General features: G+C 30.5%; 28 protein-coding genes. 11 read left to right on the top strand and 17 right to left on the bottom strand.

All coding sequences use genetic code 11. From position 1 onward, the window contains the following. Positions 1–27: 27 nt before the first annotated feature. Positions 28–894, bottom strand: a complete 867-nt coding sequence (locus GCU34_RS10840; RefSeq protein ID WP_072783403.1) for a DUF58 domain-containing protein — start codon at positions 892–894, stop codon at positions 28–30. Positions 895–995: 101 nt separating this feature from the next. Beyond that, entirely contained in the window at positions 996–2000 is a 1005-nt protein-coding gene (locus GCU34_RS10835; protein ID WP_072782148.1) for an AAA family ATPase, read from the bottom strand. A gap of 172 nt (positions 2001–2172) precedes the next feature. Here GCU34_RS10835 and GCU34_RS10830 point away from each other — a divergent pair, with 172 nt between their 5' ends. Both GCU34_RS10830 and GCU34_RS10825 read left to right on the top strand, forming a co-directional pair. Next, positions 2173–3045, top strand: coding sequence for an aldo/keto reductase (locus tag GCU34_RS10830; RefSeq protein ID WP_394332671.1), 873 nt, complete (start codon positions 2173–2175; stop codon positions 3043–3045). A gap of 49 nt (positions 3046–3094) precedes the next feature. After that, complete coding sequence (locus GCU34_RS10825) at positions 3095–4234, top strand: ATP-binding protein (RefSeq protein WP_072782151.1); 1140 nt, start codon at positions 3095–3097, stop codon at positions 4232–4234. 321 nt (positions 4235–4555) lie between these two features. On the opposite strand, the gene GCU34_RS10820 is transcribed toward GCU34_RS10825, so the two are convergent. Genes GCU34_RS10820 through GCU34_RS10805 form a run of 4 tightly spaced genes read right to left on the bottom strand, consistent with a single transcriptional unit; the run spans position 4556 to position 7699 of the window. After that, entirely contained in the window at positions 4556–5227 is a 672-nt protein-coding gene (locus tag GCU34_RS10820) for a response regulator (protein ID WP_072782154.1), read from the bottom strand. Positions 5228–5230: 3 nt separating this feature from the next. Beyond that, positions 5231–7243, bottom strand: coding sequence for a tetratricopeptide repeat-containing sensor histidine kinase (locus tag GCU34_RS10815; protein WP_143146176.1), 2013 nt, complete (start codon positions 7241–7243; stop codon positions 5231–5233). A 37-nt stretch (positions 7244–7280) separates the two neighbouring features. Further along, positions 7281–7460 (bottom strand): hypothetical protein, encoded by a 180-nt coding sequence (locus tag GCU34_RS10810; protein WP_143146177.1) that lies wholly within the window; start codon positions 7458–7460, stop codon positions 7281–7283. Between the two features lie 17 nt (positions 7461–7477). After that, the gene (locus tag GCU34_RS10805) at positions 7478–7699 is read right to left on the bottom strand and encodes a hypothetical protein (RefSeq protein WP_143146178.1); all 222 of its coding nucleotides are present in this window, start codon (positions 7697–7699) and stop codon (positions 7478–7480) included. Positions 7700–7856: 157 nt separating this feature from the next. Between GCU34_RS10805 and GCU34_RS10800 the strand changes: the two genes are divergently transcribed. The 4 genes from GCU34_RS10800 (at position 7857) to hflX (ending at position 10997) form a co-directional block, all read left to right on the top strand. Continuing rightward, a complete protein-coding gene (locus GCU34_RS10800; protein ID WP_072782157.1) occupies positions 7857–8582 on the top strand; it encodes a metallophosphoesterase family protein in 726 nt (241 codons plus the stop codon). Positions 8583–8615: 33 nt separating this feature from the next. Next, entirely contained in the window at positions 8616–9107 is a 492-nt protein-coding gene (locus tag GCU34_RS10795) for a DUF6646 family protein (RefSeq protein ID WP_072782159.1), read from the top strand. Further along, positions 9100–9681, top strand: coding sequence for a PhnA domain-containing protein (locus tag GCU34_RS10790; protein WP_152378459.1), 582 nt, complete (start codon positions 9100–9102; stop codon positions 9679–9681). The genes GCU34_RS10795 and GCU34_RS10790 overlap by 8 nt, the downstream gene beginning before the upstream one ends. 86 nt (positions 9682–9767) lie before the next feature. After that, the gene (hflX, locus tag GCU34_RS10785; RefSeq protein WP_072782162.1) at positions 9768–10997 is read left to right on the top strand and encodes a GTPase HflX; all 1230 of its coding nucleotides are present in this window, start codon (positions 9768–9770) and stop codon (positions 10995–10997) included. A gap of 48 nt (positions 10998–11045) precedes the next feature. On the opposite strand, the gene GCU34_RS10780 is transcribed toward hflX, so the two are convergent. The 6 genes from GCU34_RS10780 to GCU34_RS10755 form a co-directional block, all read right to left on the bottom strand. After that, positions 11046–11888, bottom strand: coding sequence for a DUF3078 domain-containing protein (locus tag GCU34_RS10780; protein WP_072782164.1), 843 nt, complete (start codon positions 11886–11888; stop codon positions 11046–11048). A gap of 75 nt (positions 11889–11963) precedes the next feature. Next, on the bottom strand, positions 11964–12467 hold the full coding sequence (locus tag GCU34_RS10775) for a DUF2480 family protein (RefSeq protein WP_072782166.1): 504 nt from the start codon (positions 12465–12467) through the stop codon (positions 11964–11966). Between the two features lie 65 nt (positions 12468–12532). Beyond that, entirely contained in the window at positions 12533–12856 is a 324-nt protein-coding gene (locus GCU34_RS10770) for an SUF system Fe-S cluster assembly protein (protein ID WP_072782176.1), read from the bottom strand. A gap of 17 nt (positions 12857–12873) precedes the next feature. Continuing rightward, on the bottom strand, positions 12874–13293 hold the full coding sequence (locus tag GCU34_RS10765) for a SufE family protein (protein WP_072782178.1): 420 nt from the start codon (positions 13291–13293) through the stop codon (positions 12874–12876). Beyond that, entirely contained in the window at positions 13290–13766 is a 477-nt protein-coding gene (locus GCU34_RS10760; protein WP_143146179.1) for a hypothetical protein, read from the bottom strand. Before GCU34_RS10760 ends, GCU34_RS10765 begins: the two co-directional genes overlap by 4 nt. A gap of 12 nt (positions 13767–13778) precedes the next feature. Then, positions 13779–14993, bottom strand: a complete 1215-nt coding sequence (locus tag GCU34_RS10755) for an aminotransferase class V-fold PLP-dependent enzyme (RefSeq protein WP_072782181.1) — start codon at positions 14991–14993, stop codon at positions 13779–13781. 119 nt (positions 14994–15112) lie between these two features. Between GCU34_RS10755 and GCU34_RS10750 the strand changes: the two genes are divergently transcribed. Genes GCU34_RS10750 through GCU34_RS10740 form a run of 4 tightly spaced genes read left to right on the top strand, consistent with a single transcriptional unit; the run spans position 15113 to position 17215 of the window. Beyond that, positions 15113–15451, top strand: a complete 339-nt coding sequence (locus GCU34_RS10750) for a PadR family transcriptional regulator (protein WP_072782183.1) — start codon at positions 15113–15115, stop codon at positions 15449–15451. Then, positions 15448–15669 (top strand): hypothetical protein, encoded by a 222-nt coding sequence (locus GCU34_RS10745; protein ID WP_152378458.1) that lies wholly within the window; start codon positions 15448–15450, stop codon positions 15667–15669. The genes GCU34_RS10750 and GCU34_RS10745 overlap by 4 nt, the downstream gene beginning before the upstream one ends. 56 nt (positions 15670–15725) lie before the next feature. Further along, positions 15726–15887, top strand: a complete 162-nt coding sequence (locus GCU34_RS13675) for a hypothetical protein (protein ID WP_193702241.1) — start codon at positions 15726–15728, stop codon at positions 15885–15887. A gap of 2 nt (positions 15888–15889) precedes the next feature. Continuing rightward, on the top strand, positions 15890–17215 hold the full coding sequence (locus GCU34_RS10740) for a serine hydrolase domain-containing protein (RefSeq protein WP_152378457.1): 1326 nt from the start codon (positions 15890–15892) through the stop codon (positions 17213–17215). 364 nt (positions 17216–17579) lie between these two features. On the opposite strand, the gene sufD is transcribed toward GCU34_RS10740, so the two are convergent. The 5 genes from sufD to GCU34_RS10715 form a co-directional block, all read right to left on the bottom strand. Then, positions 17580–18896, bottom strand: coding sequence for a Fe-S cluster assembly protein SufD (gene sufD / locus GCU34_RS10735; RefSeq protein ID WP_072782188.1), 1317 nt, complete (start codon positions 18894–18896; stop codon positions 17580–17582). A 62-nt stretch (positions 18897–18958) separates the two neighbouring features. Then, the gene (gene sufC / locus GCU34_RS10730) at positions 18959–19708 is read right to left on the bottom strand and encodes a Fe-S cluster assembly ATPase SufC (protein WP_072782190.1); all 750 of its coding nucleotides are present in this window, start codon (positions 19706–19708) and stop codon (positions 18959–18961) included. A 114-nt stretch (positions 19709–19822) separates the two neighbouring features. Beyond that, the gene (gene sufB, locus GCU34_RS10725) at positions 19823–21271 is read right to left on the bottom strand and encodes a Fe-S cluster assembly protein SufB (RefSeq protein ID WP_072782192.1); all 1449 of its coding nucleotides are present in this window, start codon (positions 21269–21271) and stop codon (positions 19823–19825) included. 48 nt (positions 21272–21319) lie between these two features. Continuing rightward, positions 21320–21709, bottom strand: coding sequence for a four helix bundle protein (locus GCU34_RS10720; protein WP_072782194.1), 390 nt, complete (start codon positions 21707–21709; stop codon positions 21320–21322). Between the two features lie 47 nt (positions 21710–21756). Next, positions 21757–22086, bottom strand: coding sequence for a HesB/IscA family protein (locus tag GCU34_RS10715; protein WP_072782196.1), 330 nt, complete (start codon positions 22084–22086; stop codon positions 21757–21759). Positions 22087–22316: 230 nt separating this feature from the next. Between GCU34_RS10715 and GCU34_RS10710 the strand changes: the two genes are divergently transcribed. After that, positions 22317–23177, top strand: coding sequence for an MBL fold metallo-hydrolase (locus GCU34_RS10710; RefSeq protein ID WP_072782198.1), 861 nt, complete (start codon positions 22317–22319; stop codon positions 23175–23177). The last annotated feature ends 23 nt before the right edge of the window (positions 23178–23200 follow it).

Below are 23200 nucleotides of genomic sequence, written 5' to 3'. Positions count from 1 at the left end.
TTTTCTCTTTTTTCTATTTTCTGAAATCTAATTTCTTGCTTTAAAATAAGCTAAAAGTTTTGTTACATAACTTTCATCAACTCTTGAACTTACTGATCCAGCACCACATTTTGAAAACACACTCGTAAAATAATTTACATTTGTGCGATAGTTAATCTCGTAGTTTTGGCGTAACTTTTTAGATGAAGTATCAACCAACATTGTTTTATCTGATTCGGCGTCTAACATGTTTACTAAACCTAAATTTGGCAAGCTTTCTTCACGCTTGTCAAAAACTCTAATTCCTGTTACATCGTGTTTTTTTGAAGCAATTTTCAAAGTATGCTCGTAATCTTTCGACATGAAATCGGAAATCATAAACACAATTGCTTTTTTCTTCATGACACTTGATAAGAATTTTAAAGCTTGCGCAATATCTGTCTTTTTACTTTTTGGTTGAAATTCAATTAACTCACGAATAATTCTCAAAACATGTGATTTCCCTTTTTTAGGTGGAATAAACAATTCTATATCATCTGAAAAAAGAATCAATCCAACCTTATCGTTGTTGTTTGTAGAAGAAAAGGCTAAAGTTGCTGCAATTTCAGTAACTACTTCACTTTTTAGTTGATTTTGCGTTCCAAAACTCTCCGAACCACTGCAATCTACCATTAACATCATGGTTAATTCCCTTTCTTCTTCAAAAACTTTTACATAAGGTTCGTTATATCTCGCTGTTACATTCCAATCAATAGCTCGAACATCATCTCCGTATTGGTATTGGCGTACTTCAGAAAATGTCATTCCTCGTCCTTTAAAAGACGTATGATATTCTCCCGAAAAGATATGATCGCTCAATCTTCGGGTTTTAATTTCAATCTTACGTACTTTTTTAAGAATTTCTTTAGTATCCATAATCATTAGTTGGCAGTCGCAGTTTACAGTTTACAGCTATAGTTAACAGTCATAGTAAATCATTCTTCTGAATACTGTGACTGTAAACTGAATACTAAAAATTAAGGCACTTCTACTTGATTAACAATTTTGTTAATAATCTCAACTGAAGTAATATTTTCAGCTTCTGCTTCGTAAGTAATACCAATTCTGTGACGTAAAACATCGTGAACTACTGCACGAACATCTTCAGGAATTACATAACCTCTACGTTTAATGAAAGCATAACATTTAGCAGCAGTTGCCAAGTTGATACTTCCACGTGGCGAAGCTCCAAAACTAATTAATGGTTTTAGGCTTTCTAAATTATATTTCTCTGGATAACGCGTTGCGAAAATAATATCTAAAATATATTTTTCAATTTTCTCGTCCATGTAAACTTCGCGCACTGCTTGTTGTGCTCTTAAAATTTGTTCTAAAGAGACTACTTGGTTTACTTTTTCAAAAGATCCAGTCAAATTTTGACGAATTACTAATCGTTCGTCTTCCATTTTTGGATAATCGATAACCACTTTCAACATAAAACGATCCACTTGCGCTTCTGGTAAAGGATAAGTTCCTTCTTGCTCAACTGGGTTTTGTGTTGCCATTACTAAGAATGGTTTATCTAACTTGAAAGTTTCGTCCCCAATAGTAACTTGCTTTTCTTGCATTGCCTCTAACAAAGCAGATTGCACTTTTGCAGGAGCACGGTTAATCTCATCTGCTAAAACAAAATTTGCAAAAATTGGTCCTTTCTTTATCGAGAAATCATTCGCTTTAATGTTGTAAATCATTGTTCCTACAACATCGGCAGGCAACAAATCTGGTGTAAACTGAATTCGGCTAAACGAACCGTGAACCGCTTGAGACAAAGTATTAATCGCTAATGTTTTTGCTAAACCAGGTACACCTTCTAACAAAATGTGACCTTGACCTAGTAAACCAATTAACAATCTTTCGATCATTTGTTTTTGTCCTACAATAACTTTATTCATTTCCATTGTAAGCAAATCCACAAATGCACTTTCTCTTTCTATTTTTTCATTTATTGCGCGGATGTCTAAAGTAGCAGTATTCTCTTCCATTTTTATAAAAAATTTTGAATGCCAAAAATTGAAAATATTTTTAACATTTCAAAATTGAAAATTTATTTAGGATAGCGGTGTTAATATAGCGTTAAAAATAATGGTACAATATTGACTAGCACTACATTTTATGATTTTCTTTTTATACTTTTAAGAAAATTTTTAGCATTACATTAAAAAAATGAAATTTTCTTCACTTATTGCTGGCGTTATGAACTGGGGTGTTTGGGATAAAAATCTAGACACAAATGCCATGGAAAAACTTATTCATACATTTATAAATCAAGATATTACTAGTTTTGACCATGCCGATATTTATGGTGGATATACAACCGAAGAAAGCTTTGGAAAGGCCTTTAAAAATTCTGGAATTCTAAGAGAGAATATTCAATTAATTTCTAAATGTGGTATTAAATATTTATCTGAAAAAAGAGATTACAGCATAAAACATTATGATTATTCTAAACAATATATTTTGTGGAGTGTAGAAGAATCGCTAAAAAATCTTCAAACTGATTACTTAGATTTGCTTTTATTGCATAGACCAAGTCCGCTTTTACAAGCTGAAGAAGTGGCGGAAGCTGTTACGGAATTAAAAAAAACGGGAAAAATAAACCATTTTGGTTTGTCTAATTTTTTACCTCATCAAACCGATTTAGTAAAACAATATGTTGAGGTAGAAGTCAATCAAATTCAATTTTCTGTTACTCATCATTTTCCTTTAACTGATGGGCAATTAGATTACATGAATTTACATAAGATAAAACCAATGGCATGGAATCCGTTAGGTAGTGTTTTTAAAGAAGATAACGAGCAAACTTTAAGATTGAAGATTTTACTTGCCGATTTGATAATTAAATATGAAGTTTCGGCAGATATTATTCTTTTACAATGGATTTTACAACATCCTTCGCAAGTAATTCCAGTTGTTGGAACAGCAAATAGTGATCGAGTTGAAAACCTGAAAAAAATCAATTCATTTCGATTAGAAACAGAAGATTGGTTTAAAATTTGGACTACAAGTATGGGACATAAAGTGCCTTGATTTAGTCTACAGTTTTCAGTCTCAGTTTTCAGTAAACAGAATTTAAAAAATGATTAATAAACGCTTGCTTATCAAAAATTTATTAGCTCATCATGATGAGAATTCATTTTATGATAAAAAGCGTCAGTTAAACTTACATACTAAAGAAGGAAAGGCAAAATTTTTAAAACACATTTGTGCTTTATCTAACTCTAATCCTGTAAATAATTCTTATATTTTAGTTGGTGTTGAAGACGAAACAAATGAAATTGTAGGAGATGATTTCTTTGACGACAGTCGCATTCAAAACTTGGTAAATGCTTATTTGGAAAATCCACCTAAAATTCAGTATGAAAACATTCCTTTTCCTAATTTACCAAAATCTAAAGTTATTGGCTTAGTTACTATTAAACCTAAAAGTAAAACTTCATTTTTTAGAAAGGGAATTTATACCATTCCGGCTTACTCTACTTTTGTAAGAAGAGGCAGTAATTCGATTCCTACCGAAGAAAAAATTCCTTTCTCTAAACTCAATACTGAAACGGTAATAAGTATTGAGAACAATTCTAGAAATAGCATAGAACACACACTAGACGGCGTTTTAGATTTTATTAATAACAAGCATGCTGATTTACATTCTAAATACAAAGTTTTTAAAGAATTATTTGTGGTTTGTTGGGCTGGAAATAAGAAAAAAGTACGCGATAAGACATTTTACTCGCGGGTTGATATTGAGTTAATAAATGAGCAAGTAAAATTATTTTATTCGGCTCAGGATGATGTTGTAATTGAATATGATGACGCTTCATTTACAACAACCGAATATATTCCACTTGGCATTAATGATAAAACGAGTTATTATCCGCTTGAAAGAGTAACCATTACCTTTTTTGATAATGGTTATTATAAAATGGAAAACGAAATGCTTTTTGAACCGCCTCAATACAATAGAAAATTACTGCATCATATTTATAATGCTAATCTGAGTTTGTTAAAAAAGCTTGAAAATGGATTAAATCTTACTCAAAGAGAAACTTCTGACTTACTAATTTTACCTTCGACTTTGATGATTTGTTACTTAAATGGATTTGAAGACGCTAAACAAAAACTGATTGAGGCGAAAACTATTTTAAAAAAATTAGAAAATCAAGATGCTTATATTGCTTTTAAAGAAGTTATGAGGGTATTAAGAAAAATGAAATATAACTAAAAATATTGATTATCTTTTCTTAAAATTATTAATGAAAGAAACCCAATATTTAAAGCTATTCCTAGAAAATAAATAACTTTAAATTGCAAGGAAATGTCTCTTAAAATTATTTTAGATTCGCTAATATGATCAAAATAGAAAAACGCAACATTAATAATTAAACCTAACCAGACTAAAGTTAGCACGATTAAAAAAACGATTATTAAAGTAAATTTTTTCATAACTATAAAGTTGTCAGTTTTATAGTATAAAGTTACTGCCTTTGTAGGTTTACTCGTATACAGATTTTCTGTACATTTTGTTAAATTTTTTTGTTTTTTTTTAAATTAATCCGTGTTTTTTAGATAATCTAACGATGTCTTCATCACTTCCACCTTTAATTAAAAAGTAATCTTTAATTTGAGCTTTTCTTTTGTCAATGGCGCTAATACCAAGATTAATGTACTGTGGCATGTTTTTAGTGAGAACGCCTTGAGCTAATAATCTTATGATTTCACGATTGGTTTCATCGAGAAGAATTTTGTCTTTTGATTGTAAAATTTCGTCTATGCTTTCCCTCACGGTTTTACTCTCAAAAATTTCTCCTTTCAAAATGGTTTCAAAAGCATTTAATAATTCTTCAGCTGAAAAATCGCTTTTAACCAAAATTCCCTCAGGATTTACTTTTTTCTTTAAATCGTAGAGCAAAAAAGCTTCCGCATGAGAAGTAAGAATGATAATTTTAGTATTTGGAAATTTATCACGAAGTAAATATGCTAAATCTTCTCCAGAATTAATATTTTTTTCTTCATATGCTGGTAAACTTAAATCTAAAAAAACAACATCAAACGCATTTTCATTTGTGGTAAAATTGATACGGTCATAAGCTTCTTTACAATTGTGCGCAGCAACAACGTCTACTTCAACATCTAACGAGTTGTATGACAAGATACTTTTATATCCTTCAATCATCATAGGATGATCATCAATCATGAAAATATTAATTTTACTCATTTTTTAAGATTTATAAGGTATTTCTAGTGTTATAGTTGTTCCTAGTCCAATTTTAGAATTAATACTGAGTTCAGCACCAATTTCATTTGTTCTATCGTACATATTTTGTATTCCAATTCCCTTACTGCTAGATTTTTTTAAATTAAATCCTTTCCCATCATCTTTTATTTCAGTTCTAATTTCGTTATTAATTAATGCAATTGATACCGAAATATTTTGTGCATCTGCATATTTATTACAATTATTGAGTGATTCTTGTAAAATTCGGTACAAATTCATTTTATGTTTGGTCGAAAGATTTTCCCATTCTATATTTTCGTCAATGAAACCGTTAAAATTGGCACTAAATAACGATTTTTGATCCTGAAACAAACTTTCTAAAACCGACCTAAAATTATTTTTTTGCGTGAATGTTTCGGTTGATAATTCGTGTGCAATATTTCTAACTTCTTTTTCAATATTTTGAATATCAGTTATATGTGTTAAACATTTATTAATGGTCTCAGGATCGGTTTTTTTATTTAAAACAAACAAGTTTAAACGCGTACTTGCTAGTTTATTCATAATTCCATCGTGCAACTCACGAGCAATCCTTTTCTTTTCCGATTTTCTTGCCTCATCAAGTTTGGTTTGCTGTTCAAGCATTAACTGATAAATTCTTTCGTTTGCTAATTGTTGTTCGTTCGCAAACACTAATTGTTTTTGTTTACTTCTCAAATAGAAAATTATAAACAACAGAGTTCCAATAAAAAGTATTGTGATCGATGTTAGTAAAATTATTGATTTTTCTCCAGAAAGTACTTCTTTTTCCTGTAAAATTTCATCAGTTTCGAATTCAATTCGGGCTAATTTATTTCGAATTCCTCTTTCTTGCTCTTGCAAACTATCACTCAATTTTATGTATTCTTGAGCATATTTTAATCCGTTTTTAGGATCTAACTTTGTATAAAAATCCAAAGCAATTAAAACTTCCTTATTGTATTTTGCGCTTTTAGCTAAATCGTATGCTTGCTTGTTCAATAGAAGCGCGTCTATTGTGTCTTTTTTATCAAGATAAAATTCTGTTAAATGAATTCTACTTTTAATTCTTCCAGCAGTATCGTTAATACTGTCTCTAATTTTTAGTGCTTTTAAAAAGTCATTTTCTGCTTCATTTTTAAGCTTATAATTGGCATAAGCATAGTAGTCTAATAATGAAGAATAGAAAATAGGTTGAAGTTCTTTTAGTTTTGGGATTACTAAACCTTGGGCGAGGTATTCTTTAGCTTTGTTGTAATTACCCATGCTTAAATAAACATGACCAATGTTATTGTAAGATTGTGCTTTAAAAATTGGGATATAATTTTCTAAAGTAACATTTTTAATTTCCTCTAAACTCTTAAAATGATATTTAAGCGCTTCGTCGTAATTTTTTAAACCCAGCTGCGAATTGCCAAGATTTGCATAACAATCATATAATAATTCAACATCATTTATTGCCTTAGCAACATTTAAGGCTTTTATAGTTTGTGCTTCACTACCTACAAAGTCCCTCTCATACAATAAGATATTTGCTTTGTGTAAAAAAACACTTCCTTTATTAAAGTCGTTTTTAAGGTTTTTATATTTTTTCTCAGATTCAAAATAGTAGTAATATGCACTATCATTTTTTGAAGTAAAAAAATAATAATCTCCTAAATAATATTGAGATTTAGCAATAATTGAAGTGTCTTGAATTTTATTGCCTAGATTATAAATTCGTTCAACAACATTTTTGTATTTTCTATATTCTAGAAGTTGAAAATATCTATTTGCAATTTTAAATAAATTCTTAACTTTTAATGAATCTTCATCATTTTGCTTCGCAACTAAAATTTGAGCCGAATCTATATGTTGTAATTTCTGCTCTTTAGATAAATCATTGTTATACACTTCATTGAAATGATAATCTAGCTTATCATTTGAATACAAGTTCTCTTCACTTCTTTTACAAGAAATAAAAAGAATTAAAATAAAAAGAAAATAATATATCTTCAAATTAAATAGTATACTAAAAAATCTTAAAGATATTTATTTAATCTCTTTTTACCATAATAATTGGCGATCTATCTGAAGATAAAACTTCATTTGCTGTAAAATTTACTGTTGTAGCATTTTCTTTTACTACTTTTTTATTTTCAATAGTATTTTTTTGAAATAATAAAAACACCAGGTATACCAATACCAAACCGAATAAAGTGGAAATATTTTTCATTATATTTTATTTTTAAATTAATCTTTTTTTGGACCTGAAATAGGATCTGTTTCTGTACTTGTTGTTGCATTTTGTGTAGCTGTTTCATCTCCTTCTCCTTCTCTTTGAAACATTTCGTCAGAATAATTCATTTCTTGTTGTTTTAAGTTAGAGTTATTTGTTTCTAATTCATCAACAGAACATGAACTCATAAGAAGTAATACTACCATTACTCCCACTACTAGGATTACTTTTTTCATTTTTATTGTGTTAGGGGTTATTTTTTATATTTTTGCTTTACTTTAAAAAATACCAAGCATTTTACAAATGCTTGAATATCATTCATATAAATGTAAAGGTAAAACGGTAATTTATAATTACCATCTAGTTTTTCTGTAAAAATTGTTAAAATTTACTATGCGAAATTTAGTTATTGGAGATATTCATGGCGGTCTAAAAGCACTGCAACAAGTTCTCGAAAGAGCCCATGTTACCTCAAACGATACGTTAATCTTTCTTGGCGATTATGTCGATGGCTGGAGCGAATCGCCACAAGTAATTGATTATTTAATTGAACTTAATCAACAACATAGTTGTATATTCATTAAAGGTAATCATGACGATTTACTTTTAAATTACCTTAAAACAGATACTTACTCAAAAGAATGGTTTAATCATGGTGGAGCGTCTACACTCGAAGCTTACAAATCGGTTTCTACAGCTACTAAAAATTTACACATTAAATTTTTAGAAAGTTTACAAAATTATTTTCTAGATGATAAAAACAGACTTTTTATTCACGCTGGTTTTTCCAATTTAAAAGGAATTGATCACGAGTTTTTTAAAGCTTTATTTTATTGGGATCGAACGCTTTGGGAAACAGCTTTGTCATTAGATCCAAATCTGAGTAAAGAAAGTTTAAATTATCCTAGAAGATTAAAGCTATATCATGAAATTTACATTGGCCACACACCTGTTACACAAATAGAAGAAACTATTCCTGTAAATAAAGCCTGTATCTGGAATGTAGATACAGGTGCCGCTTTTAAAGGTAAACTCACAATTTTGGATATTGATACCAAAGAATTTTGGCAAAGCGATGAATTACCAAGTTTATATCCTAATGAAAATGGCAGAAACTAAGGATTTCTTATATTTGCTGTAAATTTTATAAGCATGAAAAAATTAATAATATTCACATTGTTTTTATGTGGAATGGTAAATGCTCAAGTATTTACTGGAAAAGGTGACCAAAAATTTCAAGTTGGGGCAAATATTCAAGATCATGGAACAGGAATTATGGTAACTTACGATCGTGGTTTAGGTAAAAATTTCTCTGTTGGTCTTGTTTCAAGTTATTTATTGGGTGTGGAAGAAGTTTTAGGTGAAAAACCTGACTTTGAAGATCGTTTCGATTTAAAAGCAAGATTTAATGCTAATATTGCTGATGTTTTTAACATTGAAGAAAAAGTGGATATCTATCCTGGTTTAGATTTAGGCTTAAAAAACTTTGGTGGACATTTAGGCGCTAGATATTATTTTACTGATGGTTTTGGTGTATTTTCAGAGATGCAATTCCCAATTGCAAAATACGATAGTGATGTTGTAGGTTTTGAAAAATATAATAATCAATTTAATTTCTCTATAGGAGCAAGTTTTAATTTATAGAAATGAGCGTAATCGAAAAAAATTAAAAGATAGAAGTAATTCAAAATGTGAAATAAGTGGTGCAGAACACGATTTAGTAGTTTACACACTTCCTCCTTATACTTCTGAAAGTCTAGAGCATTCTGTTTTATTAGCAAAAAACTTAGCTGAACAAATTGAAAACGCTGAGGCTATGAATGAACAAGATTGGCGCGGTTTATCAGAAAGTATGTGGAGCGAATTTTTACCAGTTCAAGTTCTATCTTGGCGCATGTTAGCTCGTTTAAAAAATCACGATCTTTTAGATTTAATGTATCTTGATGAGGAATCGTTAGAATGGGCAAAAGCTACTGGTGAAGGCGAAGAAGAAGAAGGAAAAATTGTTCATAAAGATAGCAACGGAAATATTCTATTTGACGGTGATTCTGTAGTTTTAATTAAAGATTTAGACGTTAAAGGTGCTAATTTCACTGCAAAAAGAGGTGCTCCAGTTCACAATATCAAATTAGTTTGGGATAACGCAGAACAAATTGAAGGTCGCGTTGAAGGACAACATATTGTAATTCTTACTCAATATGTTAAGAAAACCAAATAAAAAATAATTTGCAATTCATTTTAAAGCTGTCCTTAATAAGACAGCTTTATTTTTTTATCGTAATTTTGTAAGGTTAAAATAATTCTATGTTAGAAAAAGATAATCACGTATTTGAAAAAACAATTGTTGTAGGAATTGTTACGCAAAATCAAGATGAAGAAAAATTAAAAGAATATCTAGACGAATTAGAATTCTTAACTTATACAGCTGGTGGTGAAGTAGTAAAAAGATTTTGGCAAAAAATGGACAAGCCAAATCCTAAAACTTTTGTAGGAACAGGTAAACTCGAAGATATTAAATACTACGTTAAAGATAACGACATTACAACTGTTATTTTTGATGATGAATTATCGCCTTCTCAACAAAAAAACATCAATAGAGAGTTAGGAGACGATTGCAAAGTTTTAGACAGAACCAATCTTATTCTAGATATTTTTGCGCAACGGGCTCAAACCTCATACGCAAGAACTCAAGTTGAATTAGCACAATATCAATATTTATTACCTCGATTAACTGGAATGTGGACACACTTAGAGCGCCAACGAGGTGGAATTGGTATGCGTGGTCCTGGTGAAACAGAAATTGAAACCGACCGTCGTATTGTTCGTGATAGAATTGCTTTATTAAAAGAAAAAATAAAAACTATCGACAAACAAATGGCTATTCAACGAAGTAATCGTGGAGCTATGGTTCGAGTTGCTTTAGTGGGTTATACTAATGTTGGTAAATCTACTTTAATGAATGCTATAGGAAAAAGTGAAGTCTTTGTCGAAAATAAATTATTCGCAACTTTAGATACTACCGTTCGTAAAGTAGTTATTAGAAATTTACCTTTCTTATTAAGTGATACAGTTGGTTTTATTAGAAAACTACCTACACAATTAGTAGAATCGTTTAAAAGTACACTTGACGAAGTTAGAGAAGCCGATTTGTTATTACACGTTGTTGATATTTCGCATCCCGAGTTTGAAGATCACATCAATTCGGTAAATGATATTTTAAAAGAAATTAAAAGTGATGATAAACCAACAATAATGGTTTTCAATAAAATTGATGCTTACAAACATCTTCACTTTGATGAAAATGATATAACTGCTGAAAAAACAACCAAACACTTTACTTTGGAAGATTGGAAACAAACTTGGATGCATAAAATTGGTAAAAACAATGCATTGTTTATTTCTGCTACTGATAAATTGAACTTTGAAGAATTTAGAGAGAAAGTTTACGATGCTGTAAGAGAAATTCACATTACGCGTTTTCCTTATAACAACTTTTTATATCCTGAATGGAAAGATACAAACGAAACTGAATAAAAAAAGACCTCAATTGAGGTCTTTTTAGTTTTATATAAACACTTTTTGTTAGAAAGTAGCATTGAATCCTAATCCAATAACTTGACGTGTTTGGAAGCCTCTAAAAGCGTTATCATCATAAATTGTTTGGAAAGCAAAATTTGTAGTTAAGTATTTGTTGATTTTCATCACAATATTTAACTGATAATCTAAATCTACATTTTGTGGATCTTCTAAATAATTAGAATATAAGTTTAATATATTTTCTACTGAAACATTTTCCATTACTTTAAATTTATAATAACCATTTAAAGCTGCTCCTAATTCATATCTAGAAGTATCGCCTTGCTCAACTCCAAATGAAGGCCCTAATTCTGTAAAATGACTGTGAACTAAAATTAATTTTGAAGTTGCTGGAGCAATATTCACTTTTAAATTATCGCTCTTTTTCCACAACATACCAGGTCCAAATTGAAAATAGGCTGGCGAGAAAAAATGAGAAATTTTTGTTGTTCGAGTTTCTGGATCTAGACCAGTATCCATTTGAGTTTTAAAATTTAAAAAAGCAGAATAATACCAATTTCCTGAAGCTTTTTTACCTAACAAAGAAGTAAATTCTATTCTATCATCAGTTTTTTGAGTATCGGCTCCTTTAATTTTAGTTAAACCATAAGCAGTAATTAACTTATTATCCCAATTCCAATCTCCGTTTTTGTAGTTGAAATCATAATTAACATTTACATTTCCTGCAAAGTTATTTTGTCCACCAGCTAACCAATTGCTAAAAGAAGATTGATTTGCTAATAAGGTAAACACGCCTTTTTTAGTCCAATGCTTTGTTGAATCGACTGCTGTTTCTTGTGCAAAACCAATAGAAGCTACAAGAAGTAAAAGCACTACAATTTTTTTCATGTTTTCTTATTTAAAATTAAAGTGCAAATTTACATTTTTAGTATGAAAATGAAACACTTAACAAGAAAACTGCCATTATTTCCGTTTAAATAACGGAACTGCAGAACAAGCTTCGCCAAACATTATGCTTTTAGCGTGTAACATTAATTTTTGAATTGCTAATGTATAAACAGCTTGTGGCACTTGCTTTTTTGAACATCCTTTTAAAATAACTGGCTTATCTTTATAACTGGAATAATCAACCTTGGAAAGAATATCTTCATACCAAACAATAGTAATAGCTTCTAAATTTCCATTTATCACTTTTAAAGCAACAGGATTTAGATAAACTGCCACTAAGGCAAAAGTCCAAGCTGGTAAAATTGCATCTGTAGCACAAGTTATTCCAACATATTTATCTTCATAAATAGACCAATCGAAGTTTTTTAGTTGCTCACGAAAATCTTTCTCTTTTAGTAAAAAACCTTCCAATAACCATTGGGAAATATCAAGTTCTACTACATGATTATCTGGAAAATAATCTTCTAAATCGAAAACTTCAAGAGAACTTTCGGCAACTTTATTTACAATCTCTTCCATTTTTAATGTTTATAGTTTTGGTTAATCGTTTATAGTTTTAAAAAATAAGCTACAAACAATAAATGCTATAACATGCCTAATTCAAGTTTTGCAACTTCACTCATTAAATCTTTACTCCATGGCGGATCAAAAGTAATTTCTACTTCACAAGATTTAACTGCATCTATAGATTTAATTTTTTCTTCAACTTCTTGAGGTAAAGTCTCCGCAACTGGGCAATTTGGTGACGTTAATGTCATTAAAATTTTAACGTCATTATTCTCATTAATCATCACGTCATAAATTAAACCTAATTCGTAAATATCAACTGGAATTTCAGGGTCAAAGATGGTTTTTAAAACCATTACTACATTTTCACCTAAGTTTATCGTATCGTTAAATTCTTCCATTTTCTTTCTTTTTCAATTTAGTTTTTGCTTTGGAAAGCCAAGGCATACAATTTTATTTGTTTTATCATAGAAACCAATCCGTTTGCGCGTGTAGGCGATAAATGTTCTTTTAGACCAATTTCATCTATAAAATCAGTATCTGCTTCTAGTATTTCATTTGGTTTTTTATCGGAAAAAACACGAATTAAAATGGCAATTATACCTTTGGTTAAAATTGCATCACTATCGGCAGTAAAAACAACATTACCTTCTTTCTCTTCTGCATGAACCCAAACTTTTGACTGACAACCTTTTATAATGTTTTCATCGGTTTTGTATTCTTCATCAATTAATGGTAAAGATTTTCCTAACTCGATTATATATTCGTAGCGTTGCATCCAATCGTCAAACATTGAAAACTCGTCTACTATCTCCTCTTGAATTTCTTTTATGGTCATTTTATTTTTTTCTCTGAAACTTCAATTACTTTTTCTACAATTTCTTTAATTTCTGCAGGTGGAAAACCTCCATCAAAATCAGAAGATTGATACGATTTTTCTCCTTCAATAATTCTGAAATGAGCGATAGCTGCTCCATCATAAAATCTTTTTTCTGAAGGTGCTTTTAAATCTTTTAAAACTTCTTTATCAACTTTTGAATAAAACTCAGCAAGTATTGTTAGATCTTCACTAGAAATATCAAATGCAATTGGTTTTGTTCCTCTTCCAGAAGTTACAATTGCTCTATTATTTTCAATTGTAATTTTTTTATAGAAACCTCTAGACAAAGCTTCGTACTCTAAAACTGGAATCTCTTGAGTTTGTTTCATAGTTTCGTTAGAAGTTAAATTACTTTGACTTGTAGTAGCTTTTTGACAGTTACAACTTACCATTGCCACTAATACTAATAATGTAGAAAATAGAGTCTTCATAATTTTATTTTTTTAGGTTAACATCATTTGTGCTTTTTTAACCGCTTCTACAAATATATCAATTTCTTCTTTGGTGTTATAAAAAGCAAAACTAGCTCTAATGGTACCAGGAATATTGAAATATTGCATAATGGGTTGTGCGCAATGGTGACCCGTACGCACCGCTATACCTAACTTATCTACAATCGTGCCAATGTCATAAGGGTGAATTCCTTCTATATTAAATGAAATTACTGAAGCTTTATGTTTACTAGTTCCGTAAATGCGTAAACCTTCAATTTGAAGCAATTTTTCGGTAGCGTAATCCAACAATTCTTGTTCGTAAGCCGCTATGTTATCGAAACCAATTTCGTTCAAATAATCAATTGCAGTTCCCAAAACAATTCCGCCAGCGATATTGGGAGTTCCGGCTTCAAATTTATGAGGTAAATCGGCATACGTTGTTTTTTCGAAAGTAACCTCAGCAATCATTTCGCCACCACCTTGATACGGAGGTAATTTACGAAGCCATTCTTCTTTTCCGTATAAAATTCCCACGCCTGTTGGCCCACAAACTTTATGTCCCGAAAAAACATAAAAATCGCAATCTAACGCTTGAACATCTGGTTTTAAATGCGGTGTTGCCTGAGCACCATCGATTAAAACAGCTGCACCAACTTTATGGGCTTTTTCAATAATTTCTTCAATAGGATTTATAGTTCCCAATGCATTTGAAATATGATTAACAGCTACAACTTTAGTCTTATCAGAAAGTAATCGATCAAATTCAGATATTACCAACTCACCTTTCTCATTCATTGGAATGACTACCAATTTTGCTCCTGTTTTTTCACATAAAAATTGCCAAGGAACTATATTACTATGATGCTCTAAATGGGAAACCATCACCTCATCGCCTTCTTTTAATAAAGCCGCGAATCCATTTGCCACTAAATTAATTCCGAAAGTTGTACCTGAAGTAAAAATAACTTCGTGATTATGTTTAGCATTGATATGTTTTTGGATAGTATTACGAGAAAATTCGTAAGCATCTGTTGCTAATTGACTCAACGTATGTACACCACGGTGAATATTTGAGTTTATCTCACTGTAATATTTTGAAATAGCATCAATAACTACTTGAGGTTTTTGTGCTGTAGCTCCGTTATCGAAATATACTAGAGGCTTTCCGTTTACTTGTTGATTAAGAATTGGGAAATCGGCTCTTGTTTTTTGAATATCAATCATACTGCAAATTTACAACTTGATTGTTTATAATAAGAATAAATAAAGGTTAAAATCGAATATAATAAATCAGAATAAACATCGTTCTATAAATACATCGAAATAAAATGTATATTTGTAAAATGTATAATAAAGAACTAACAAAAGGAACATTATTACCTATCATCTTAAAGTTGATAAGCGAAAATGATAAAATGTATGGGTATGAAATTACTCAAAAAGTAAAAGAAATGACAAAAGGTAAAATTGACATTTCTGAAGGAGCTTTGTACCCAATTCTTCATAAACTTGAAGCTGATGGTGTTTTAGAAACTGAAAAAATGTATTTAGGGAAACGAGTACGAAAATATTATAAAATTACGCCAACTGGCAAAATTGCAATTTCTGAAATTACTGCTGAACTAAATGATTTTATTGGTACACTCCAGCTAATATTTAATTCTAATGCTATAAAATCATGATACTTACTGATGAAAATGTTGAATATATAGCAACAACTCTAAAATTTTATGGAATTACAGATGTTACGCTAAAAGAAGATTTAATGGATCATATTTGTACACACATAGAATGCTACAATGGAACTGATTTTGAAAAAGCGTATCAAGAAGCAATTCAAAATTTAGGAGGTTACGCTTCTTTACAAAACATGCAAAAAGATGTTAACGAAAAAAATTAATCCGTACAATTTTAGCCAGAAAAAGAGCCTTTTTTTTGTTTTCCACTTTTAACATCATGCTTTTAGCTTTAGGAATGTTATTCAAATTAAATCAATGGCCATATGCAAGTGTTTTATTAGCATGCGGATTTAGTATTTTAATTTTTGGAACTATTCCTTTTGCTTTTTATAATAAATACCAACTTTCAAAACAAAAAACCATCCTAAAAAACAGATAATTATGTCAAAGTCATTTTATTTAATTACGTTTTTTACATTTTTATTTGTTACACAATTAATAAAAGCACAGAATGTTTCAAGTGAAATAGATTCCCTTTTACAAAAATACGAACAACCAAATTCGCCGGGTTTAGGTATTGGCATAATTAAAAATGGTGAAATAATCTACTCTAAAAGTATAGGGTACACTACATTAGAGTACAATATAAAAAATTCAGATTCTACAGTTTTTAGTCTTGCATCAATTGCAAAACAATTTACGGCGGCTTGTGCTTGGGTGTTGATAAAAGAAAATAAATTAAGTTTAGATGATGATATTAGAAAATATTTACCTGAAATTAAAGCACATAGTCAGGATATAAAAGTTAGACATTTATTAAACCATACAAGCGGACTTTCAAACTATCATTCTTTAATGTACTTATCGGGTTTTGATTATGATAAAGAGTATTATGATAATTCCACAGTATTAAAATTAGCAGCTAAACAAGCAAAACTAAATAATATTCCGGGTGAAAAAGTAGTTTATGCTAATACTAATTATACTTTATTATCAATTATTATAGAACGTATTTCAGGAATGAATTTACATGAATTTGCTAAAGAAAAACTATTTATTCCTTTAGAAATGCATAATACTTTGGTAAGAATAGAGAACAACACCATTATTAAAAATAAAGCTGTTGGATATCGAAAAACAAAAGACGGTTTTATTCAATTACCTAGAATCCAAACTAGCTATGGCGCAGGAAGTATGGGTTCAACTGTAAAAGATATGGCAGTGTGGATTAATATGCTAAATGGTGATAATCCAAAATTTATAGGATTGAGTCATTTTTTAACTACTTTAGAAACACTTCCGTCTGGCGAAAAAGCAAAATACGCTCGTGGCGTAATGGTTGACGATTATAAAGGATTTACAACCATTAGCCATAGTGGATACAGTTGGGGCGGTCAATCGCAATTGATTACTATTCCTGAAAAGAAACTAGGTATCATCATTATGACCAATTTAGAATCCATAAATCCAACGCCTATTTCCTATGAAATATTAGATTTATTTCTTCCTAAAACTAAAGCAATAAAAGAAAAATCATCTAAAAAGTATATCGCAAAATCAAAAGATTTAAAATCTTTCGTAGGACAATACAAAGAGGTTAATAGCGATATGAAAATGGAAATTCTTCTTGAAAATGACACTTTAAAATCTAAAGGCGCAAGAGCAAACAAACCTACTGCTTTAGAAGGATTTGAAAAAATAAATTCCACAGAATTAATAGTGAAAGTGTTAAGTATGATTTTACGAAAAACGAAAATCACGATTTAGTCATCTCATTTGGTGGCACTCCATTCTATTTTAAAAAAGCTCACTTTATCGATTCTAAAACTGTTAATGTAAACGAATTTGTTGGAAAGTATTATTCTGAAGAGTTAGATGTCGTTTATGAGTTTTTAGAAACCGATGAAAAATTATATTTAAAATATAAAAATCATGATAATATAGCGCTAGAAACCGTTCAGAAAGATGAATTTGGCAATAATGACCGAACCTTGTATTATTTCACCAGAAATTCAAAAAATGAAATTGATAAAATGTTATTATCCTGTGATGGTTCAATCTCTGAAATTGAGTTTATAAAACAATAAAAAAACCGCTTTTAAAGCGGTTTTTAACATTTCTAATTTATTTTTTACAAGTCAAATCCTAGATTCACGCCTAGTTTTTTGGCAATAATCTTAGTAATTCGTTGTTTTAATTCAGGTATTTTAACGCTTTCCATTACCTCATCTGTAAACGCATACATTAATAAGGCACGCGCTTCTTTTTTAGGAATTCCGCGTTGTTGCATATAAAACATAGCACTTTCATCTAACTGACCAATCGTACAACCATGCGAACATTTTACATCATCAGCAAATATTTCTAATTGAGGTTTTGCATTAATGGTCGCTTTTTCACTAACTAAAATGTTATTGTTTTGTTGAAAAGCATCTGTTTTTTGCGCTTCTTTTTCCACATAGATTTTCCCATTGAAAACACCAGTTGAACTATCACCATAAATACCTTTGTAATTTTGGTGACTTTCGCAATTTGGCTGTGCGTGATGCACTAATGTATAATGATCTACGTGTTGTTTATCGCCAATGATAGTAATTCCTTTTAAAGTGGAATCAATTCGTTCGCCTTGGTGATAGAAATTTAGATTGTTACGCGTGATGTTTCCTCCAAATGAAAACGTGTGAACCGCTACTCTACTTTCTTGTTTTTGAGCAATGTAAGTATTATCAATTAAATTTGCCGATTGTTCATCATTCTGAATTTTATAGTAATCGCAAATGGCTCTTTTTTGTGCAAAAATTTCAGTAACACTATTCGTTAAAACAGGGTTTTCATTCAAGCTTTGGTGACGCTCAATAATCTGAACATGTGCATTTTCACCTACTACAATTAAATTACGCGGTTGTAACATAATTGCCGCTTCATTTCCTGTTGAAAAATGAATAATTTCAATAGGTTTATCTGCAATTTTCCCTTTAGGAATATTAACAAATGCACCTTCTTTTGCAAAAGCTGTATTTAACGTAGTTAACGATTCGTCTTTGCTTGCTACTTGGTTAAAATAAGTGTCTAAAACCAATTTATATTTTGGCTTGTTTAAAACCGAAGACATCAAACAAACATCTAAACCGTCATGTGTTGTTGAAGATAAAAACGAACTAAACTTTCCATCGATAAACACCAATTTATAGGTATCTACATCATGTAAAAAGTATTTTTTTACTTCTTTAAACTCAATTGCAGGTTCCGATTTTGGGAAAACCGAAAAATCATTTTTTAAAACCGCATTTAAAGACGTGTATTTCCAAGCTTCCTCTTTTTTTGAAGGAAAACCTTTTGCTTCAAAGTTTTTTATTGCGTTATTTCGAACTTCATGTAAACTAGAGTTTTCATCGAATTTCTCTTCGAATGCCATGTAAGACGAAAGTAATTTATCTTTTAAATCCATTTTTTTAGTGTTTAGTCGCAGTGTTCAGCGCAGTATCTCTAAACTGTGACTGAGACTGTAAACTATTGTAATTCTGCTTTAATCCAATCGTATCCTTTTTCTTCTAACTCAAGCGCTAATTCCTTAGTACCTGATTTTACAATTTTTCCATCCATTAAAACGTGAACGAAATCTGGCACGATATAGTCCAATAAACGTTGGTAGTGTGTAATTACAACTACAGCATTATCAGCGGATTTTAATTTATTAACTCCGTTTGCAACAATACGTAAAGCATCGATATCCAAACCAGAGTCCGTTTCGTCTAGAATAGCAACTTTTGGCTCTAACATTGCCATTTGGAAAATCTCGTTACGTTTCTTTTCACCACCTGAAAAACCTTCGTTTAAAGAACGTGATAAGAATTTTTTATCCATTTCTAACAATTCCGATTTTTCACGAATTTTCTTCAACATTTCGTTAGCGGGCATTTCTTCTTGCCCTTTTGCTTTTCGACTTTCGTTGATAGCTGTTTTAATGAAGTTAGTAACCGAAACTCCTGGAATTTCAACCGGATATTGGAATGATAAAAACACACCTGCATGCGCTCTTTCTTCTGGAGCTAATTCAGCAATATCTTCACCATCTAGGATAATTTCACCTTCCGTTACTTCATAATTTTCATTTCCAGCAATAATAGAAGAAAGTGTCGACTTTCCAGCGCCATTTGGCCCCATAATTGCGTGAACCTCACCAGCTTTAACTTCTAAATTAATTCCTTTTAAAATTTCTTTATCTTCAACCGAAGCGTGTAAATTTTTTATTGTTAGCATTGTTTTCAATGTTTATTCTTATTTTTTGTCATTCCGAACTTGTTTCGGAATCTATTATCTTAGTTTATGTGATTTCTCGCTTTTGCTCGAAATGACAATTGGTGAATTTTCAAATTAACCTACTGAACCTTCTAATGAAATTTCTAATAATTTTTGTGCTTCCACAGCAAATTCCATTGGTAACTTATTCAATACTTCTTTACTGAATCCGTTTACGATTAACGCAATTGCTTTTTCAGTTGGAATTCCTCTTTGGTTACAATAAAACACTTGATCTTCTCCAATTTTTGAAGTTGTTGCTTCGTGTTCAATTTTTGCGGATGCATTTTTACTTTCTATATAAGGGAAAGTATGTGCACCACATTCGTTACCCATTAACAAAGAATCACATTGCGAAAAGTTACGTGCGTTTTCAGCTCTTGATGAAATTTGAACCAATCCTCTATAACTGTTTTGTGATTTTCCAGCAGAAATACCTTTAGAAATGATTGTCGATTTCGTGTTTTTCCCTAAATGAATCATTTTCGTTCCAGTATCGGCTTGTTGGAAATTATTGGTAACCGCAATGGAATAAAATTCGCCAATTGAGTTATCACCTTTCAACACACATGATGGGTATTTCCAAGTTACAGCAGAACCAGTTTCTACTTGTGTCCAAGAAATTTTTGCGTTTTTCTCGCATAAACCTCTTTTCGTTACAAAGTTGTAAACGCCACCTTTTCCTTCTTTATTTCCTGGATACCAGTTTTGAACTGTAGAATATTTAATTTCTGCATCATCTAATGCAATTAGCTCAACAACTGCAGCGTGTAACTGATTTTCATCGCGACTTGGAGCGGTACAACCTTCTAAATAAGAAACGTAACTTCCCTCGTCAGCAATTACTAAAGTTCTTTCAAACTGACCGGTTCCACCTTGATTGATTCGGAAATACGTAGATAATTCCATTGGGCAACGAACGCCTTTTGGAATATAACAGAAACTTCCATCAGAAAACACCGCCGAATTTAAAGCCGCATAAAAATTATCCGTTTTTGGAACTACAGAACCAATATACTTTTGAACTAATTCTGGGTGGTTTTGAATGGCTTCAGAAATTGAACAGAAAATAATTCCTTTCTCTGCCAATGTCTTTTTAAAAGTTGTTGCCACAGAAACCGAATCCATTACAATATCAACAGCAACACCAGCCAATTGTTTTTGTTCGTCTAATGAAATTCCTAACTTATTGAAAGTTTCTAATAATTCAGGATCAACCTCATCTAAACTTTCATATTTGTCTTTTTTCTTTGGTGCCGAATAATATGAAACTGCTTGAAAATCTGGTTTTTCATAATGAACATTTGCCCATTCTGGTTCCGTCATTTCATTCCAAATGCGAAATGCTTCTAAACGCCACTCGGTCATCCATTCTGGTTCGTTTTTCTTTTTTGAAATAGCACGAACAATTTCTTCATTTAAACCCGCAGGAAATGTTTCCGATTCTATATCAGTATAAAATCCGTACTCGTATTCCTTCGACGCTAATTCCTCTTTTAAATGTTCTTCTGTATATTTACTCATAATTTTATTTAAAAAATCAAAAAAATCAAAAAAATCAAAAACAAGTCATTACGACTTTTTGTTCTCTTTTTCTAAATTTTTTAAATATTTAATATAGTTTCCTAATTGTCTCGATATTTCTAAAACATCATTTCTATGTTCATAAAAATTCTCCTCATTAATATATTCTAATAACTGAAGAAAATTAAGCATATTTCTACACTCGCCTGATGAACCTTTCGAAAAATACAAATATCTTATCAGTTCTTTTTTTGTTTCTCTTTCAAAACCTTCGGCTATATTGTTTGAAATAGATAATGCTGCTCTTTGTAATTGATCTTTCAACCCTAAATCCTTGGCAATTCGCTCATTTGTTAATGTTAATTTATACACTTTTACACCAAATTGTAAAGCTTTTTGATAAACTTCCATTTCTTCAAATGAACTATATTTTGCCATAATCTATTTTTTTGATTCTTTAGCTTTTTTAGATTATTTTAATTCATTTACAACGAAAACGATTCTCCACATCCACATGTTCTGTTAGCATTAGGATTGTTAAAAACAAATCCTTTTCCGTTTAAACCTCCAGAATATTCTAAAGTTGTTCCTATTAAATATAAAAAGCTTTTCTTATCAACTAAAATTTTAACGCCATTATCCTCAAACAATTTATCTTCGTTATTTTGAATATTGTCAAACTTTAATTCATAAGACAAACCACTACAACCACCACTTTTTACTCCCACTCGAATAAAATCTTGAGTTGCATCAAACCCATCATCCGTCATGAGCTCAATCGCTTTCTTTTTTGCAGAATCTGATACTTTAATCATAACCTAAAATTATTTGTTTTTTAAGGTGTTATGCAATTTGTATAAAACTGTCATTTACAATTTTAATACTCATTTCACAGCTAATTTTGATTTTGTCTAAATTAATTGCAAAGATAGATTATAAAAAACGAATTGCAATAAATAGTAACATTTTTATAACTTATTGTAAGATAAAAAGAACTTATAGTAAATCCTTATAAAATTTGTAAATTGCAGAAAATTTAATTCTGATGAAAATTTATCCTATAGAGGCTGGAAATTTTAAACTTGATGGCGGCGCTATGTTTGGTGTTGTACCTAAGACTATTTGGAATAAAACCAACCCAGCTGACAATAATAATTTAATAGATATTGCAGCTCGTTGTATGCTTATTGAAGATGGCAATCGATTGATTTTAATTGATACTGGAATGGGTACTAAACAATCTGAAAAGTTTTTTGGATACTATTCACTTTGGGGTGATTATTCATTAGAAAAATCTTTAAAAGACAAAGGTTTTCATCCAGATGATGTTACTGATGTATTTATGACACACTTACATTTTGATCATTGTGGCGGAAGTGTAAATTGGAACAAAGACAGAACAGGATTTGAAGTTGCTTTCAAAAATGCCAGATATTGGACAAATGAAAATCATTGGGAATGGGCCACAAAACCTAATGCTCGTGAAAAGGCTTCTTTTTTACATGAAAACATAATTCCAATGCAAGAAAGCGGTCATTTACATTATATTTCAAGACCGGAAAGTGGATTTACTGAAACATCTGAATTAGATTTTGGTATTTTCTTTGCCGATGGTCATACCGAAAAACAAATGATTCCTATGATTAATTATAAGGGAAAAACAATTTGTTTTATGGCTGATTTATTAGCAACTGCTGGACATATTCCAATTCCTTACGTTATGGGTTATGATACAAGACCTTTATTGACTTTAGGTGAGAAAGAATTATTTCTAAAAAAAGCTGCTGATGAGAATTATTTATTATGGTTAGAACACGATGCTCACAACCAAATTATTACTGTTGAAAACACAGAAAAAGGCGTTAGACTTAAAGAAGTTTTTAGCTGTGATGAAATACTAAAATAGTGTTAAATAGCAGTTAAGTTGTA

The organism is Flavobacterium haoranii (genome assembly GCF_009363055.1).
GTDB classification, from domain to species: Bacteria; Bacteroidota; Bacteroidia; order Flavobacteriales; family Flavobacteriaceae; genus Flavobacterium; species Flavobacterium haoranii.
This window is presented reverse-complemented; position numbering and strand designations above follow the sequence as displayed.